The organism is Kitasatospora sp. NPDC038210, from assembly GCF_055600605.1.
In genome coordinates, this window is sequence record NZ_JBVJYK010000003.1 from 1 (window position 1) to 16,127 (window position 16,127).

The 16,127-nt window shown below is 75.4% G+C and carries 12 protein-coding genes; 8 read left to right on the forward strand and 4 right to left on the reverse strand.

The annotated features are described in order from the left end of the window. Window positions 1–391 precede the first annotated feature (391 nt). Window positions 392–2,809, reverse strand: a complete 2,418-nt coding sequence (locus ACZ7KX_RS06455) for a SulP family inorganic anion transporter (RefSeq protein ID WP_470325575.1) — start codon at window positions 2,807–2,809, stop codon at window positions 392–394. 476 nt (window positions 2,810–3,285) lie between these two features. Further along, window positions 3,286–4,293: an ATP-binding protein gene (locus tag ACZ7KX_RS06460; protein WP_470325576.1), complete on the reverse strand. Its 1,008-nt coding sequence runs from the start codon at window positions 4,291–4,293 to the stop codon at window positions 3,286–3,288. Window positions 4,294–4,513: 220 nt separating this feature from the next. Here ACZ7KX_RS06460 and ACZ7KX_RS06465 point away from each other — a divergent pair, with 220 nt between their 5' ends. Continuing rightward, window positions 4,514–5,404: a Fic family protein gene (locus tag ACZ7KX_RS06465; RefSeq protein WP_470325577.1), complete on the forward strand. Its 891-nt coding sequence runs from the start codon at window positions 4,514–4,516 to the stop codon at window positions 5,402–5,404. Between the two features lie 374 nt (window positions 5,405–5,778). On the opposite strand, the gene ACZ7KX_RS06470 is transcribed toward ACZ7KX_RS06465, so the two are convergent. Beyond that, on the reverse strand, window positions 5,779–6,576 hold the full coding sequence (locus tag ACZ7KX_RS06470) for an HAD family hydrolase (protein ID WP_350519854.1): 798 nt from the start codon (window positions 6,574–6,576) through the stop codon (window positions 5,779–5,781). Window positions 6,577–7,404: 828 nt separating this feature from the next. Between ACZ7KX_RS06470 and ssd the strand changes: the two genes are divergently transcribed. The 7 genes from ssd (at window position 7,405) to ACZ7KX_RS06505 (ending at window position 13,594) form a co-directional block, all read left to right on the forward strand. Further along, window positions 7,405–8,529 (forward strand): septum site-determining protein Ssd, encoded by a 1,125-nt coding sequence (gene ssd, locus ACZ7KX_RS06475; RefSeq protein ID WP_396544975.1) that lies wholly within the window; start codon window positions 7,405–7,407, stop codon window positions 8,527–8,529. Next, window positions 8,529–9,902: a TadA family conjugal transfer-associated ATPase gene (locus ACZ7KX_RS06480; protein WP_470325578.1), complete on the forward strand. Its 1,374-nt coding sequence runs from the start codon at window positions 8,529–8,531 to the stop codon at window positions 9,900–9,902. Before ssd ends, ACZ7KX_RS06480 begins: the two co-directional genes overlap by 1 nt. Before the next feature lie 566 nt (window positions 9,903–10,468). Further along, window positions 10,469–11,305, forward strand: a complete 837-nt coding sequence (locus ACZ7KX_RS06485) for a type II secretion system F family protein (RefSeq protein ID WP_470325579.1) — start codon at window positions 10,469–10,471, stop codon at window positions 11,303–11,305. Between the two features lie 164 nt (window positions 11,306–11,469). Further along, complete coding sequence (locus ACZ7KX_RS06490; RefSeq protein ID WP_470325580.1) at window positions 11,470–12,087, forward strand: type II secretion system F family protein; 618 nt, start codon at window positions 11,470–11,472, stop codon at window positions 12,085–12,087. Between the two features lie 43 nt (window positions 12,088–12,130). After that, window positions 12,131–12,403 carry a DUF4244 domain-containing protein gene (locus ACZ7KX_RS06495; protein ID WP_470325581.1) on the forward strand — a complete coding sequence of 91 codons (273 nt, stop codon included), beginning with the start codon at window positions 12,131–12,133 and terminating at the stop codon, window positions 12,401–12,403. 256 nt (window positions 12,404–12,659) lie between these two features. Further along, window positions 12,660–13,004: a TadE family type IV pilus minor pilin gene (locus tag ACZ7KX_RS06500; protein WP_470325582.1), complete on the forward strand. Its 345-nt coding sequence runs from the start codon at window positions 12,660–12,662 to the stop codon at window positions 13,002–13,004. A 122-nt stretch (window positions 13,005–13,126) separates the two neighbouring features. Next, complete coding sequence (locus ACZ7KX_RS06505; protein ID WP_470325583.1) at window positions 13,127–13,594, forward strand: Rv3654c family TadE-like protein; 468 nt, start codon at window positions 13,127–13,129, stop codon at window positions 13,592–13,594. On the opposite strand, the gene ACZ7KX_RS06510 is transcribed toward ACZ7KX_RS06505, so the two are convergent. Then, window positions 13,589–16,006 (reverse strand): DEAD/DEAH box helicase, encoded by a 2,418-nt coding sequence (locus ACZ7KX_RS06510; protein ID WP_470325584.1) that lies wholly within the window; start codon window positions 16,004–16,006, stop codon window positions 13,589–13,591. The genes ACZ7KX_RS06505 and ACZ7KX_RS06510 overlap by 6 nt on opposite strands. Between the last annotated feature and the right edge of the window lie 121 nt (window positions 16,007–16,127).

The following is a 16,127-nucleotide window of genomic DNA, read 5'->3' on the forward strand; positions in this document are numbered from 1 at the left end:
CGGCGGGCCTGCTCGGCCCAGAACGCCAGGCGGTCCTCGGAGGCCTGCGCGTACGCGGCCGCGGTGACGTTGGCCGCTGCGGCGAGCTCTGCCGGAGGAGCGAAGCGACGCTCCTCCTTGAGCAGGTTGGCCAGGCTCTCGTTGCTCAACACGCACTCCTCATCGAGTCATGATCGGGGACGATCCCGTGCGTGGGGATTGTCCCGTGTGTCCCAGCGCACAGCTCACCAGGCGAATGGGGCACTTGACAAGAGGCTCCCGGGAATTGGTGTAGACCTTTGGCTGCTGGGCGGGCTGAGACCCGCACGGTTCGCCGCCCGGGAGCGGAAGACCGTCCGGGGGCTGGTGGGCCCGTGCCCCGGCCCGCCCGGCGGGGACACGGGCCCGGCTCTCAGGCGGCCAGCCGGGGGCCCTCCCCGCCGCCGCCGGACGGAACCAGACCGCCCTCATTCACCCGTTCGGCGGAGCCCTCGCCGGTCCCGGATCCGGGACCGGGGCCACACCCGGAACCTGCACCTGTTCCGGGTCCGACGCGGGCCTCGACCGGGCTGAACGTCCCGGCGGCGCGGTCCAGGACGTAGGCCTGGGCGGTCGCGAAGTCGAAGTACATCCCGACCAGTCGCAGGGTGCCCTCCTGGACCCGCCGCTCCACCGCCGGGTTCGCCATCAGCTGGTCCAACTGCTGCACCACGTTGGTGATGCAGAGCTGCTCCACCGGGTCCACCACGGGCCGGGTGGCGAACTCCGCGGGCACCCGTCGGAGCCGGTCCAGCGAGCCGCGGCCGTTGCGCAGCCAGCGGGCCAGGGCGGTGGGCGGACCGGGGCGCTCGTGCACGCCGTCCAGCAGGGCCTGCATCGCGCCGCAGCCGGAGTGGCCGCAGACCGTGATGGAGCGCACCTCCAGCACCTCGACCGCGTACTGCACCGCGGCGGCCACCGAGTCGTCCGCCGCGCCGGGCTCGAACGGGGCCGGCACCAGGTTGCCCACGTTGCGGACGGTGAAGAGGTCGCCCGGGCCGCTGTTGGTGATCATGCTGGTGACCATTCGCGAGTCCGCGCACGTCAGGAACAGCTGGGAGGGCGTCTGCCCCTCCCGTGCCAGCCGGGCGAGTTCGGGCCTGATCAGCGGGGCGGTGTGCAGCTGGAACACCCGGACCCCGTCCAGCAGCCGACCGTGCGGGTCCTCCTGCTGGTCGATGCAGTGGTGGCCGACCCAGGGCGTCCAGGCCCGGCAGCGGTGCGGCCCCGGTGAACTCCCCGCGCGCACCGTGCCGTCGGGATCGAGCACCTCGTCGTCCTGGCGCCTCGTCACCATCGAGACCCGGCCGCCCGCGTCCTGGTGTCCGGCGCGCCAGGTGTGCAGCGTCTCGTACGCGGCGTGGTCCAGGAAGGAGCCGTCGTGGATCACCGTGACCCCGGCTCCGGACGGGATGCCGGCCAGTGCCCGGCTGAGCCGGGGCACGGCGGTGAAGGTGAGCGGGCCGTGCGTCTGGACGGTGACCGAGCCGTCCGGCCCGGTCTCGACGTCCACGTGGGCGCGGGTCAGCCGGTAGAGCGCGAGCAGGACGGCGGTGCCGGCCCCGATCGCGACGCCCCACAGCACCCCGGCCGCCACCACGGCGACCATGGTGGTGAGGTAGACGGGGAACTCCCGGTGCCGGTGCACGTTGCGGATGTGCGCGAAGCTCACCATCTGCAGCCCGACCACCAGGACGAGCGCGGCGAGCGCGGCCAGCGGGATCCGGCGCAGCCCGCCGGTCAGCGCCAGCGCGGCGGCCAGCACCCAGACGCCGTGCAGCACGGAGGCCCACCTGGACTGCGCGCCGGCCTGCACGTTGGCGGTGCTGCGCACCGCGCCGCCGGCGATCGGCAGCCCGCCGACCAGGCCGCTCAGCAGGTTGGCGAGGCCCTGGCCGCGCAGCTCGCGGTCGAGGTCGCCGGTGCGGCGGGACATCCGGTCGATCGCGACGGCGGACAGCAGCGATTCCACACTGGCCACGGCGGTGACGGTGAGGACGGCGGCGATCAGGCCGGGCACCGGACCGTGCGGCAGGGCGGGCACGAGGGAGTGCGGCTGCCACGCGGGCAGCTCGATGTGGGCGAGCCGCAGGTCCAGGGCGAGCGCCAGGGACGTGGCCAGGGCGACGGCGACGAGCGGACCCGGCAGCCTGGCCGCCCGGGCGCCCAACCGGCCCGCGCGGCCGGGGAGCCGGCCCAGCCGGGGCCAGCCGAGCAGGACGGTCACCGTCACCGCGCCGACCAGCAGTGCGGGCGGGTGGGGGCCGGCCAACTGGCCGGGCAGGGCGAGGAGGTTGGCGATCGCGGAGCTCTGCGGCGAGCCGCCGAGCACGACGTGCAGTTGCGCGATGGCGATGGTGAGGCCGACCCCGGCCAGCATGCCGTGCACGATCGCGGGCGACACGGCGAGCGCCGTTCGGGCCACCCGGCGTGCGCCGAGCAGGAGTTGGAGCAGGCCCGCGGCGAGGGTGATGGCGCAGGTGGCCCGCCAGCCGTACTGGGTGATCAGCCCGGCGGTGATCATGGTCAGCGCCGCCGAGGGGCCGCTGACCATGAGTGCGGTGCCGCCGAACAGCCCGACCACGATGCCGCCCACGGCGGCGGCGGCCAGCCCGGCGGTGAGCGGGGCGCCGGTGGCCAGCGCGATGCCGAGGGAGAACGGCACGGCGATCAGGAAGACCACGAGCGAGGCGGAGAGGTCCTGGGCCCAGCGGATCCGGGCGCCGGGGCCCGGTGGTGCGTGGTCGGTGGTGTCGGAGGCGATGGGGGCGCTGGAGATGTCGAGGGTCATTGTCTTCCCGTCTGTCCGGGGGAACGAACGCAGTCAGGTCCGGCGGTGAGTCCGGGGTGGGGCTCCGGGCGGATCGGCTGTCGTGGGTCGCGACGGCGTGGCGGGATGGCGTGGCGCGGCGGGGAGTGCGGGTGTCACCGGCCGGCGTTGACCATCGGGCCCGCCAGGAGCCCGGGCGAGGTGCGGGACGTCTCGCCGAGGGCCGTTGGGACGGACCATCAAGACTCGGTAAACCAAGGGTAATGAAAGCTTTGCACAGCGTGGTTGCGGGTGGGAAGCGGAAAACCCCCTGGTTCACCCCAATGGGTGGTGTCCGAACCGCAGGGAATCTGCTGGTGGGGGTAGGCGGGCGGCCGGGCACCGGGCGGTGGGTGCCGGGCGGCGGGGTGGGCGGCGGTGCCGGAAACGGCGGACGGGCCGCGGCCTCCCCGGGGTGGTGGGAGGCCGCGGCCCGTCCGGGCGCGGTGGCGCGTGCGTCAGGCGTGGGCGCCCGCCGGGGTCGGCTGCTCGCGGTCGTCCGCGAACCCGCCCGGCACGAAGCCCTCGTCCACCTGGGTCGCCAGGTCGATGCCGACCTTGGCGTTGGCCCAACTCTCCGCGTTGCGGCGGTGGAAGAGCACGGCCTGCTCGGTGTAGCGGTGCGCGTCCCGCCGTCCGTACGCCGCGTCGGCCTCGGCCCGCAGCTGCTCCAGCACGGCGCGGTTGGCCGGCTCCAGGGACTTCAGCGGCGGCTCGGCGCCCTGCTCCAGCCGGCGCACCCAGTCCGAGTGCCCGAAGGTGGTGAGCAGGTCGTCGCCGACCTCGCGGCGCAGGAAGGCCAGGTCGTGCGGGCCCTGCACCTTGTTGCCGACCACCCGCAGCTGGACGCCGAAGTCGGCGGCGTAGTCCCGGTACTGGCGGTAGACGGAGACGCCCTTGCGCGTCGGTTCGGCCACCAGGAAGGTCAGGTCGAAGCGGGTGAACAGGCCGGAGGCGAAGGAGTCCGAGCCCGCCGTCATGTCGGTGACCAGGTACTCGTCGGGGCCGTCCAGCAGGTGGTTGAGCAGCAGTTCCACCGCGCCGACCTTGGAGTGGTAGCAGGCCACCCCGAGGTCATCCTCGGTGAAGGCGCCGGTCGCCAGCAGCCGGACCGAGCCCTCGTCCAGCGCGACCGGGCGGGCGCAGGCGGCGTAGACCGGGTTCTCCTCGACGATCCGCAGCAGCCGCGAGCCCCGGCCGGGCGGGGTGGTCTTGATCATCTCCTCGGCGGAGCGGATCAGCGGGTTGCTGCCGCGCAGGTACTCCTTGATCTCCGGCAGGTGCGCGCCGAGCGAGGGCAGGTCGGCGGCCTGGCCGTCCGTCAGTCCGAGGGCGGGGCCCAGGTGCTGGTTGATGTCGGCGTCCACGGCGATGACCGGCCGGCCGGCGGCGGCCAGGTGGCGGATGAACAGTGCGGACAGCGTGGTCTTCCCGCTGCCGCCCTTGCCGACGAAGGCGATCTTCATCTGGGGACTCCGGCTCTCGCTCAGGGCCCTCGCTCGGGGCCGCCTGTCCAGGGGCGCGTGTGACGGGGGCGGCCCTAGTTGGAAATCGTTATCGTCTCCGATAGTGGCCATGCTAGCCGGGGTTTGGGCGTCGTCGGGGGAGGGAAGTGAGGATTGCCTCTAACGGGTGATGCGGGGTTGCTGTTCCGGGATGGGCGGCCCGTTCATTACTCTCGGGTAGGTGAGCACTGGAACAGATCCCCTCGCCCCGCTGGCCCAGCTCCCCGGGGTGCCCGACGCGGTGGCCGAGGTGCGCAAGGCCGTCGACCGGCTCTACGGCCACCGGGTGATGCGTCGCCGCGCGGCCGAGGTCACCTCCGAGTCCGCACTGCGCGGCGCCCGCGCGTCGGCGGCCCTGGCGGGGGCCGACTGGCCGCTGGAGGAGGTCCGCCGCCGCACCGACTTCGGCGCGGACGCGGAGTCCCGCACGGTCGGCGCGTCCCTGCGGATCGCCGCCGAGGCCGGCCAGCTGCTCAGCATCTGGCGGCACTCACCGCTCCAGGTGCTGGCCCGGCTGCACCTGCTCGCGGTCGGCGACGGGGACCCGGCCGCCGGGCGTCCGCGCCGGGCGGGGGAGGGCGCGGAGGCGCTGTTCCCGCTGGAGCTGGAACCGGTGGAGAGCGTCCGGGTCGAGGCCGTGGACGAGCCGCTGCCCGAGCTGCCGCCCGCGCCGGGCGCGGAGGAGGTCGCGGCCCGGCTCGACCAGCTCTCCCGGCTGCTGGTGGCGCGCGCGGACGGGCAGGGCGTGGGCACGCCGGCCCTCGTCGTGGCCTCGGTGGTACACGGCGAACTGCTCGCGCTGCGGCCGTTCGGCGCCCACAACGGGGTGATCGCGCGGGCCGCCCAGCGGATCGTGCTGATCGCCGAGGGGCTCGACCCGAAGGCGATCTGCCCGGCCGAGGTCGGCCTGGCGGAGCTCGGCACCGGCACCTACCGGCGGGCCCTCGCGGGCTACCTCGCGGGCACGCCCGAGGGGATGGCGGCCTGGATCGCGCACTGCGGTGCGGCGCTGCGGCTCGGCGTGCGGGAGAGCACGGCGGTCTGCGAGGCGATGCAACGCGGCATGGCCTGAGCGGCCGGAGCGGTGGAAGGGCCCGTGCGCGGGCCCGTACGCACGGATGCGGCGGCACCTGGTGTTGCAGGGTGCCGCCGCTGGTGCAGGTACCGGGTGACCATGCATGCACCGGAAGTGCCGATCAGACGGGGATCCTGCCCGTTCGTCTGGTCCGGCGGCCCGACAGCGGGTCGGCTGCATGTGGGTGCTCGGATACCTGTACGTGCGGTCCGTGGGGCCTGAACTGCGTTGTCGGTTTGACCTCTTCGGTCCTGACCGGGTCTCGCGGGCCGTGCTTCATTTGTATCGCGTTTCGGGCGAAAGGGGAACCCGAAACAAGAAGTCTGTGCCGATTGCCCGTTTTGTCCGAAGAGGGGAGTCCGGGCGGGTCCTCAGGCCAGTGGACGGCGCCGACGGGCCAGGTACCAGATCACCCCGGCGGTCACGGCGGCCGTCCCGATCGCCACCGCGGTCAGCACCGAACCGCTCGGGGCGGAGAACTCGGGCAGCCGCCGCCGCAGTTCCACCGGCTTGTCGAAGACCAGCACCGGCCACTCCCGCGCCTGCGCCTCCTTGCGCAGCGCGCGGTCCGGGTTGACGGCCGACGGGTGGCCGACCGCCGCCAGCAGCGGCAGGTCGGTGGAGGAGTCGCTGTAGGCGTAGGAGGCGGCGAGGTCGTAGCCCTCGACCGCGGCCAACTCCCGGATGGCGGCGGCCTTGTTCTCGGCGTAGGCGTAGTACTCGATCTCGCCGGTGTAGCAGCCGTCCTCGACCTTCAGCCGGGTGGCGATCACGTGGTCCGCGCCGAGCAGGGCGCCGATCGGCTCGACCACCTCGGAGCCGGAGCTGCTGACGATCACCACGTCCCGGCCGGCCGCGTGGTGCTGCTCGATCAGCGAGGCGGCCTCGTCGTAGATGATCGGGTCGATCAGGTTGTGCAGGGTCTCGGCGACGATCTCGCGGACCTGCTGGACGTTCCAGCCCCGGGTGAGCGCGGAGAGGTACTCGCGCATCTTCTCCATCTGGTCGTGGTCCGCGCCGCCGACCAGGAAGACGAACTGCGCGTACGCACTGCGCAGTACGGCCCGACGGTTGATCAGGCCGCCCTGGTAGAAGGGGCGGCTGAAGGCCAGTGCGCTCGATTTGGCGATGATGGTCTTGTCGAGGTCGAAGAAGGCCGCCGTGCGCAGCCCGCCGGACCGGGCGGGGGCGGGTGCGCGGAGCTCTTCGGGCCCGCTGGTGCCGCCCTGGGACTCGTCGGCGTGGTCGTCGGCGTTCTCGGTGGTGTCCACGGGAACCGAGGATAGAGGGAGCCACAAAACACCCCGCCATTCGGCGTACTCGCGGGCGTGCGGGTTTGTGTTTCTGGCCGCTCGGGTACACCATGGAAGTCACGGATCGTTCGCGACCGTGCTAACCCGGTCCGGCTCCTCCCCCCCGAGTCGGGCTGTGGATAGACGACCCCCGCTCTCCCCCCCGGCGGGGGTCGTCGCACGTCCGGGGCCATTTTCGGGGCTTGAAGGCGCCTGGGGGCGCATTCCGCCCGCGCCTCGCCGGCGGTCTACAGGGGGTGTCGACACCTCGGCCCGCCGGCCGTCTTCGGTCACTCTGTGTTGCTGTTTGCTCATGGCTGCCGGGAAGCGAACGGCTGGTTCCGATCGGCGGGGCAGGACCGGTCCGCGGGGTGCCGTTACCCGAGTGAGGGCCGCCGGAAGATCCTCCGATCCCGTCGCGACGAGTCGCCGGTTCATCTCCGTGACCTCCTTTCGTCAATTCTTCGCCGATTAGCCCCCCGCCCGGGTGAACGTTTTCATCCACAGCCCACGAGTTATCCACAGGCAATCGCAACGTGGATGACGGAATCCGGATCTCCCCCCACCGTGATGGTCGGCGGCGGTCGCCGGGCAGGCCCCATCCCCCTTCTTCTCCCGGGGGTCTGCCGGGCGGCCGTCCGCCGGAACCGTCCGACGTGCGTAGCCGGCCGCCCAGGTGGCCGGCGACGCGGAGGGGAGACCACCATGTCGACGCCGATCGCCGACCACGTCACCGCCGAGGGCCCCGGCTCCGCCGGGCCGCTCGTCGTCACCGAGGACGACGGCCTGGCCGAGCACCTGCTGCGGCTCTGCGCGGCGGCGGGCACCGAGCCGAGGCTGATCCGCGGCGCACCGCCGACGCGGGAGCTCTGGGAAGGGGCCTCACTGGTCCTGGTCGGGGACGACCAGGCCGTCCACTGCGCCGAGTTGGGCCGGCGCGGCGGGGTCCTGCTGCTCGGGTTGGACCTCGACGACCCCGGCGTGTGGGTCCGGGCCGTCCGGCTCGGCGCCGAGCACGTGCTGTTCCTGCCCGACGCGGAGGCCTGGCTCCTCGACCGGATCGCCGACGCCGCGGAGGGTGGCGGGCCCCCGGCGGTCACCGTCGCGGTGCTCGGCGGCCGCGGTGGGGCCGGCGCCTCGACGCTGGCCTGCGCGCTGGCGGTCACCTCCGCGCGGGCGGGCCGGCGGACCATGCTCATCGACGGTGACCCGCTGGGCGGCGGCCTCGACGTCCTCCTCGGCGGCGAGACGGCGGGCGGGCTGCGCTGGCCCGATCTGGCCGGCTCGCGCGGGCGGGTCAGCGGGGCCGAACTGGCCCGGGCACTGCCGGCGCTCAAACGGCTCTCCGCGTTGGCCTGCCTCTCCTGGGACCGCGGCGACACCCTGACGGTGCCGCCGGAGGCCATGCGCAGCGTGCTGGCCGCCTCCCGGCGGCGCGGCGGACTCGTGGTGGTCGACGTGCCCCGCCATCTCGACGCGGCCGCCGGGCAGGCGCTGGAACAGTCCGACCTGGCACTGCTGGTGGTGCCGGCCGAGCTGCGGGCGGTTGCCGCCGCCGACCGGGTCGCCGCGGCGGCCCGGATGCGGCTCGGGGACGTCCGGGCCGTGGTCCGGCCGGTCCGGGCCGGCGGGCTCCCGGCCCACCGGATCGCCCGCGGGCTACGGCTGCCGCTGGCGGGGGAGTTGGAGCCGGAGCCCGGTCTGGCATCGGACGTCGAGAAGGGCGTCCCGCCCGGGATCCGGGAGAGCGGCCCGCTGGCGCGCTTCTGCGCGACCTTCCTGGACGAGGTGCTGCCGCCGGTTCCGGCGGTCGGAGGAGGTGTGTACTGATGGTCCGTCTGCGCAGAACAAGCCTTCGGGGCGGCGAGCCCGGTCCGCTCGCCGGTGCGCGGGAGCACCGTCCGCTCCGGAGCGTCCCGCCGCCCGACGGGCCGCCGGAGGCCGAGCACGGGCCCTGCCCGTACGGCCGGACGGCCCGTGAGCAGCGGGCGGCGGCCCTGGTGGACGCGGTACGGCTGCGACTGGCCGAGTCGGGGGCCGCCCCGACGGCGGGCTCGGTCGCCGCCGCGCTCCGGGCGACCCGCCCACCGCTCGGCGGGGACGAGGTCCTGGACACCGTGCGCTCGCTGCGCGCCGAACTGGTGGGTGCGGGCCCGCTGGACCGGTTGCTGGCGGCGCCCGACGTCACGGACGTCCTGGTGAACGGTCCGGAGGAGGTGTGGGTCGACCGTGGCGGCGGCCTGCAGCGGGCCACCGGAGTCCGCTTCGCCGACACCGAGGCGGTGCGGCGGCTGGCCCACCGGCTGGCCACTGCGGCCGGGCGGCGGTTGGACGACGCCCGGCCCTGGGTGGACGCCCGGCTGCCGGACGGCACCCGGCTGCACGCCGTGCTCCCGCCGATCGCGGCCGGCTGCACGCACATCTCGTTGCGGGTGTGCCGGCCCCGGCCGTTCACGCTCGACGAGTTGGTGGCGGGCGGGGCACTGCCACCACAGGGCGCCGACCTGCTGGCCGGCATCGTGCGGGCACGACTGTCGCTGCTCGTCTCCGGGGGGACGGGCTCGGGCAAGACCACCTTGCTCGCCGCGCTGCTCGGGCTGGTCGGGCCGGACGAGCGGGTCGTGGTCGCCGAGGACTCCGCCGAGCTGCAACCGGCTCATCCGCACGTGGTCCGGTTGCAGAGCAGGCCGCCCAACCAGGAAGGGCTGGGCGAGTTCACGCTCAGGGACCTCGTCCGGCAGGCGCTGCGGATGCGCCCGGACCGGCTGGTGATCGGCGAGGTGCGCGGTGCCGAGGTGTCGGACCTGCTGGCCGCGCTGAACACCGGGCACGAAGGCGGCTGCGGCACGATCCACGCCAACACGGCGGCGGACGTGCCGGTCCGGCTGGAGGCACTGGGCTCACTCGCCGGGCTCGACCGGCCTGCGCTGCACAGCCAACTGCGGGCCGCGCTGGACGTGGTGGTGCACCTGGTCCGGGATCCGGGCTCGGGACGGCGCCGGGTGGCGGAGATCCACACCCTGGCCGGGGACCGCACCGGGCTGGCGGTGACCACCCCGGCGGTGGCCTTCCCGGCGGCGGGCGGGCTCGTTCCCGGGGCGGGCTGGGAGCGACTGGTCGGGCTGTTGGCGGCCCGTGGAGTGGCGCTCGGGCCGGGGTTCGGACCGGGGCCTCTCGGGACCAGGACCGGAGGCCCGTCGTGACGGCGGACGCGTGGGCACGGGCGGTCGAACTCGGCTTCGTCCTGCTGCTCGGCGGCTGCGCCGTCGTTGCCCTGGCGTTGCTCGGGCCCGTCCTCAAGCCCCCGCCTGCGGGGCGACGCTCCCCCGGCCTGGCGGCCGGGAGGTGCCCCGGGGCACGCACCTCGCGGCGTTGTCGTCGGTCGCCGATGGCCCCCAGCCTCCGGCCGGGAGGTGCCCCCGTCCTCCGCCTTGCGATGCACGCACCCCAACGCCGCCCCGCCCGCCCTCCGGGCGGACGACGGGGGCTTGAAGACCGGCCCCAAGGGCCTGGAGGAGAAAGGAGTGACGGCGACATGGCCATGGAGGTAGGTATGGCGGCGAGGGACCAGCTCGCGCTCTGCTGGACGCTGGCGCTGTGCCTGGTGGCTTTCGCCGGGTGGCGAGCGCTGCAGGATCGGCTGCCGGGCGGGCGGCGTTCCAGGCTGGTGCTTGCGGGCAGTGGGCCTCCCGTACGGGGGCCTGGCCGGGCCCGGGCGGGGTGGCTGCGGCCCGGACTCCGGTTCGGGCTCCGGCGATCGGAAGTGCTCGTGCCCGAACTCCTTGCCCTGCCCGTTGGGTTGGTGGCCGGGCAGGCCACCGCCTCTCCGGTGCCGGTGCTCGCGGCAGCCCTGGCCGTCCTGCCGCTGCGCCGCTGGCGGTTGCGGCGACGCCTGGCGGCCGAGGCCCGGCAGCGGGCCGCCGCCGTCGTGGAGCTCTGTGCCGGGCTGGCCGGGGAACTGCGCGGCGGAGCGACACCGGAGCGGGCATTGCACGTGGTCACCGGTCGGCTCGCCGGCGACCCGGCCGGGCGGCGCAGGCTCGGCGAGGAGCCGGTGGCCCGGCTCGCGGCGGGCCGCTACGGCGGGGACGTGCCCGCAGCGTTCCACCTGCTGGCCGAACTGCCGGGCGGGAGCGGCGCGGCGGCCCTCGCGGCCTGCTGGCGGGTCGCCGCGGACAGCGGGGCGGGGCTGGCCGCCGCGTTGGACCGCGTCGCGGAGGCGCTGCGCGGAGAGCAGGCGCTGGCGGAGGAGATCGCCGGGGAACTGGCCGGGCCGCGGACGACGATCGCCGTCCTGGCCGCGCTGCCGGGAGCCGGGCTGTTCCTCGGTGCCGCACTCGGGGCCGACCCGCTGGCCGTCCTGCTGCACACGCCCGTCGGCTTGGGCTGCCTCGTGGCGGGGGCGGTCCTGGAGGGTCTGGGCGTGCTCTGGACGGCGCGCATCGTCCGGTCGGCGGCCCGGGGCGCGTTGGAGGCGCCTCCGGGGCGCGGTGACCCCCGCCGGGCTCCCGGCGGTCCACCGTCCGCATCCCGCCCGGGCGGACGGAGTTGCGGGCTGTCGCGACTGCGGGAGCGGGCGCTCGGCACGGAAGCGGTGACCGGGTGATGCGGGGAGCCGAGTGGGCGGCGGCCGGAGTTCCGGCGGTGGCGGCCGCCGTGGTCCGGGCGCGGGCGCTGGTGCGGCAAAGGGCGAGGGGTCGGCGGGCGATGGCCGGGGCCCGTGAGCGGGAGGAGGAGGGGCGGACGCCGACAGGGCTGACGAATCCCGGCGTGGGACGCCGGCGGCGGACGGCCTCCGCCGTCGGAGCGGGGCTCGCGGCGGCCCTGTTGATCGGTGGCGGCGCCGGGCTCGTCGCCGGGGCGCTGGCGGCGGCGGCCGTCCACCGCTGGTCGGCCGGGGCACGGTCACCGGCGGAGCGCCGGGCGGCGCTGGAGGAGGAGCTGCTGACCAGGCAACTCCCGCTGAGCGCCGAACTCCTGGCGGCCTGCCTGGGCTCGGCGGCACTGCCCTCCGAGGCGGTCTCGGCGGTCGGCCGGAGTGTGGGCGCGCCGATGGGCCCGCGGCTGGCTGCGATCGGGGCCGAGCTGGCCCTCGGCGCTCCGCCGGAGCTGTGCTGGAACCGACTCGGCGACCAGCATCCGTCGCTGGAGTCGATGGCGCGCTGCCTGGTGCGCACGAGCCTCGGCGGGACCCCGGCCGCCGAGCCGCTGATCGGGCTGGCCCAGGGGCTGCGGACGGCGGCGGCCCGAGCCGCCCACGCCAGGGTCCGCCGGGCCGCGGTGCTCGCCACCGCCCCGCTCGGGCTCTGCTTTCTGCCGGCCTTCGTGCTGATCGGGGTGGTTCCGGTGGTCGTCGGCCTCGCCGGCCGCTTCCGGCAAGTGATGTGACGTGACGTCAGAAGTGTGGACATCGAGAGATCAGGAGGGATCCATGACTGCAGTGATCGCGATCAGGCCCGTCGGTGGGGGCCCGCTCCGGAGGTTGCTCGGGGCGTGGCGGAGGAAGAGCCGCTGGGCGGGCTGCCGGATGCGCGGGGTGGCCCGGCGCCGGGGCCGCTCGGACGCGGGGATGACCACGGCCGAGTACGCCGTCGGGACGTTGGGCGCGTGCGCCCTCGCCGCGGTGCTGTACAAGGTGGTGACCAGCGAAGCCGTCTTCGGCGCGCTGACCGACACGCTCCAACGGGCGCTCCATGCGGCCTAGTTCCAGTCCTCGGACCGTCGTGGGCCCACCGCCGCTCCCGCGCCCCGGCGGCCGGGACGCGCCCCCGTCCGACGCCGTGCTCGGCGTGCTCCTCGACGCAGCCGCGCCGGCCCGCCGGACGGACCAACGGGGGCCGAGGACGGGGCCCGGAACCCGCTGTCCGGGCGCGGGCGTCGGTCCGGGCCCCGGAGCGAGGCGGGGAGGAGGCCGATCGGGGCGGCGGGGTGACGGCGGCTTCGTCACGGCGGAGACGGCGGTGGCCCTGCCGGCGCTCGTCCTGCTCGCGGCGATGCTGATCTGGGGCGTGCTCGCGGCGGCCGCCCAGATCCGCTGCGTGGACGCCGCCCGGGTCGGGGCCAGGGCAGCCGCGCGCGGGGAGGCGGACGCCGCCGGACTCGCCCGTGCGGCTGCCCCGGCGGGCGCGCGCGTCCGGGTGACCCCGGCGGCCGACACCGTACGGGTGGACGTGGACGCACCGTGCACGGCGCCGGGCAGGCTCGGCGGACTGCTCGCGGTACGGGTCGGGGCGGCGGCCGTGGCAGCGCGTGAGGACGTATTGGCGCGAGCCGCGGAGGGAGGTGGCTCCCCGTGGCCGCCTTGACCGTCCCGCCCGTCCCGCCCACCCTGACCGCGTCGACGGGTCTTGCCGGGCCGACCGTCGGGCCCGGGCCCGGGCCGGCTGCCCTCGCGGGGCCGCCAGTCCGGTCCGGCCTGCGGAGGGCGGTGGAACGGGCCGCCCGGGCCCGTGCGGGACGAGCGGCGGCGGACGGGCGGGGGCCGGACGCCGGCTCGGCGACGGTCTGGCTGCTCGCCCTGGCGATGCTGGGCACGGCGGTGTTCGCCGCGACGCTCGCGATCGGCGCCGTGGTCGCCGCCCGGCACCGGGCCGAGGCGGCCGCCGACCTCGCAGCCCTCGCGGCGGCGGACCGGCTGCTGCTGGACCCGGACGGCGGCTGCGCCCGGGCCGCGGGGATTGCCACCGCCCAGGGCGCCGTTCTGGTGTCCTGCGCGGTGGACCGGTCGGCGGACGCCGTCGATGTGGTGGCCGAGGTGGAGGTCGGCCGGCTCCCGGTGCGCCTGCCGGTCGGCCCGGCGCGGGCGAGGGCCCGGGCCGGGCCGGTACGGGCTGCGGTCACCGCCGCCGAGGACGGCCTCGACGGCGCCCCGGGCGGCGCGGAGGCGGCCTCATGACGCGCTCGGCGCCCCACCGTCCGGTCCCGACCCGACCTCCCGCGACTCGGACGCCCCGGCCCCGGTCCCGGCTCCGGCCCCGGCCTCCGCCTCCGCGGCCCCCGGTGCTCCGGCCAGCAGGACGTCCAGGAGCCGGACGGCGGCCGCCTTGTCCAGCGGGTCGTTCCCGTTGCCGCACTTGGGCGACTGCACGCAGGACGGGCAGCCGCGCTCGCACTCGCAGGAGGCGATCGCCGCGCGGGTGGCCGTCAGCCACTCGACCGCCCGCCGGAAGCCGCGTTCGGCGAAGCCGGCCCCGCCCGGGTGACCGTCGTAGACGAACACGGTCGGCAGCCCGGTGTCCGGGTGCAGCGGGACGGAGACGCCGCCGATGTCCCACCGGTCACAGGTGGCGAACAGCGGCAGCAGGCCGATCGAGGCGTGCTCGGCGGCGTGGGCGGCGCCGGGCAGCTGGTCGAGCGGGATGTCCGCGTCGAGCAGCTGGTCCTCGGTGACGGTCCACCAGACCGCGCGGGTGCGCAGCGTGCGGGGCGGCAGGTCGAGCTTGGTCTCGCCCATGATCTCCCCGGTGGAGATCCGCTTCCGGAGGTAGCCGACCACCTGGTTGACCACTTCCACCGAGCCGAAGCTGAGCCGGCCCTCGCCCCAGTCGACGGTGGTGTCGGTGTCGAGGACGGAGATGGAGGTGATGTCGCGGGCGGCCGTGGTGTACGGCGGATCGGCCGGTTCGACCAGGGCGACGGAGTTCTCCAGGTCGAAGTCCCGGACCAGGTAGGTGCGGCCCTGGTGGAGGTGGACGGCTCCGGTGTGGACGGTGGTGTGCGCGGCCGCGGCGTCCACCGTGCCGAGCAGTCGGCCGGTGTCGGCCTCGACGATCTGGACCGGGCTGCCGCCGCTGCCGCGCAGGTCAACGGCGTCGGCCGCGCGCTCACGGCGGGTCCAGTACCAGCCGTCGCCGCGTCGGCGCAGCAGACCGCGCCGTTCCAGGACGGGCAGCAGCGGGGCGGTGGAGGGTCCGAACAGCTCCAGGTCGGTTTCGGCGAGCGGCAGTTCGGCGGCGGCCGCGCACAGGTGCGGGGCGAGCACGTGCGGGTTGTCGGGGTCGAGCACGGTGGCCTCGACGGGCGCCGCGAACAGCGCCTCCGGGTGGTGCACCAGGTAGGTGTCCAGGGGGTCGTCGCGGGCGATCAGGACGGCCAGTGCGCCCTGGGCCTCGCGGCCCGCCCGTCCCGCCTGCTGCCAGAGCGAGGCCCGGGTGCCCGGGTAACCGGCCATCAGGACGGCGTCGAGGCCGGAGACGTCGACGCCGAGTTCGAGGGCCGAGGTGGAGGCGAGGCCGAGCAGTCGGCCGCTGTGCAGGGCGCGTTCCAGGGCCCGGCGTTCGTCGGCCAGGTAGCCGCCGCGGTAGGCGGCGACCCGGTCGGCGAGCGGTCGGCCGAGCTGGTCCTGGGTCTGGAGGGCGACGAGTTCGGCTGCGCGGCGGGAGCGGACGAAGACGACGGTGCGGGTCCCCCGTTCGACCAGGTCGGTGAGCAGGTGCGCGGCCTCGGCGGTGGCGGTGCGGCGGACGGGCGCGCCGTGCTCGCCGACGTTCTCGGTCAGCGGCGGCTCCCAGAGGCCGAAGACCATCGGCCCGCGCGGCGAGGCGTCCTCGGTGACGGCCACGGCGGGCAGGCCGGTGAGGCGCTCGGCGGTCGCGGCCGGATCGGCGGTGGTGGCGGAGGCCAGCAGGAAGGTCGGTGACGAACCGTAACGCGCGCACACGCGGCGCAGTCGGCGCAGCACCTGGGCGACGTGCGAGCCGAACACGCCCCGGTAGCTGTGGCACTCGTCGACGACCACGTAGCGCAGCGCCTTGAGGAAGGAGGACCAGCGGGCGTGGCCGGGCAGGACGCCCCGGTGCAGCATGTCCGGGTTGGTGAGCACGTAGGAGGCGTACTGGCGGACCCACTCGCGCTCCTCGGGCGGGGTGTCGCCGTCGTACAGCGCGGCGCGGACCCTCGGCGGGGCGAGTTCGGCGGCCCGGCGGCGCTGGTCGGCGGCGAGGGCCTTGGTCGGTGCCAGGTAGAGCGCGGTGGCGCCGCGGCCGTTGCGGGCCTCGGTGCCGTCCAGCAGGTCGCTGAGCACCGGGGCCAGGTAGCCCAGCGACTTGCCCGAGGCGGTGCCTGTGGCGATCACCACAGTCTGACCGCTTTTCGCCAGGTTCATCGCTTCTGCCTGGTGCGCCCAGGGCTGTTCGACCCCGACCGCGAGTGCCGCGTCCACGATCTCCGGACGGATCGACTCGGGCCAGGGTGAATAACGCGCAGGTCGGGCGGGAAGGTGCTCCGTATGGGTGAGCCGGTCGGACCGCCCCCGATCAGTGGTCAGGGTCGTCAGCAGTGCCTCGGGCGGGCTGTGTCGGGGCGGCATGAGGACCCAGTGTGTCACCGGCGTGACGGAGAATCGTCGTAAGCCATCGTGCGGTCATGGTCGCAGGTGGTTGAATGTGGCCGTGACGGCCGTACGGCCGTGGGTCGCAGCGCTGAGGCTT

Excerpts from the sequence above, each read along its gene's own strand:
- ACZ7KX_RS06455 (WP_470325575.1), bottom strand. The coding sequence starts at position 2,809 with ATGACCCTCGACATCTCCAGCGCCCCCATCGCCTCCGACACCACCGAC.
- ACZ7KX_RS06510 (WP_470325584.1), bottom strand. The coding sequence starts at position 16,006 with ATGCCGCCCCGACACAGCCCGCCCGAGGCACTGCTGACGACCCTGACC.
- ssd (WP_396544975.1), top strand. The coding sequence starts at position 7,405 with ATGTCGACGCCGATCGCCGACCACGTCACCGCCGAGGGCCCCGGCTCC.
- ACZ7KX_RS06480 (WP_470325578.1), top strand. The coding sequence starts at position 8,529 with ATGGTCCGTCTGCGCAGAACAAGCCTTCGGGGCGGCGAGCCCGGTCCG.
- ACZ7KX_RS06495 (WP_470325581.1), top strand. The coding sequence starts at position 12,131 with ATGACTGCAGTGATCGCGATCAGGCCCGTCGGTGGGGGCCCGCTCCGG.
- ACZ7KX_RS06460 (WP_470325576.1), bottom strand. The coding sequence starts at position 4,293 with ATGAAGATCGCCTTCGTCGGCAAGGGCGGCAGCGGGAAGACCACGCTG.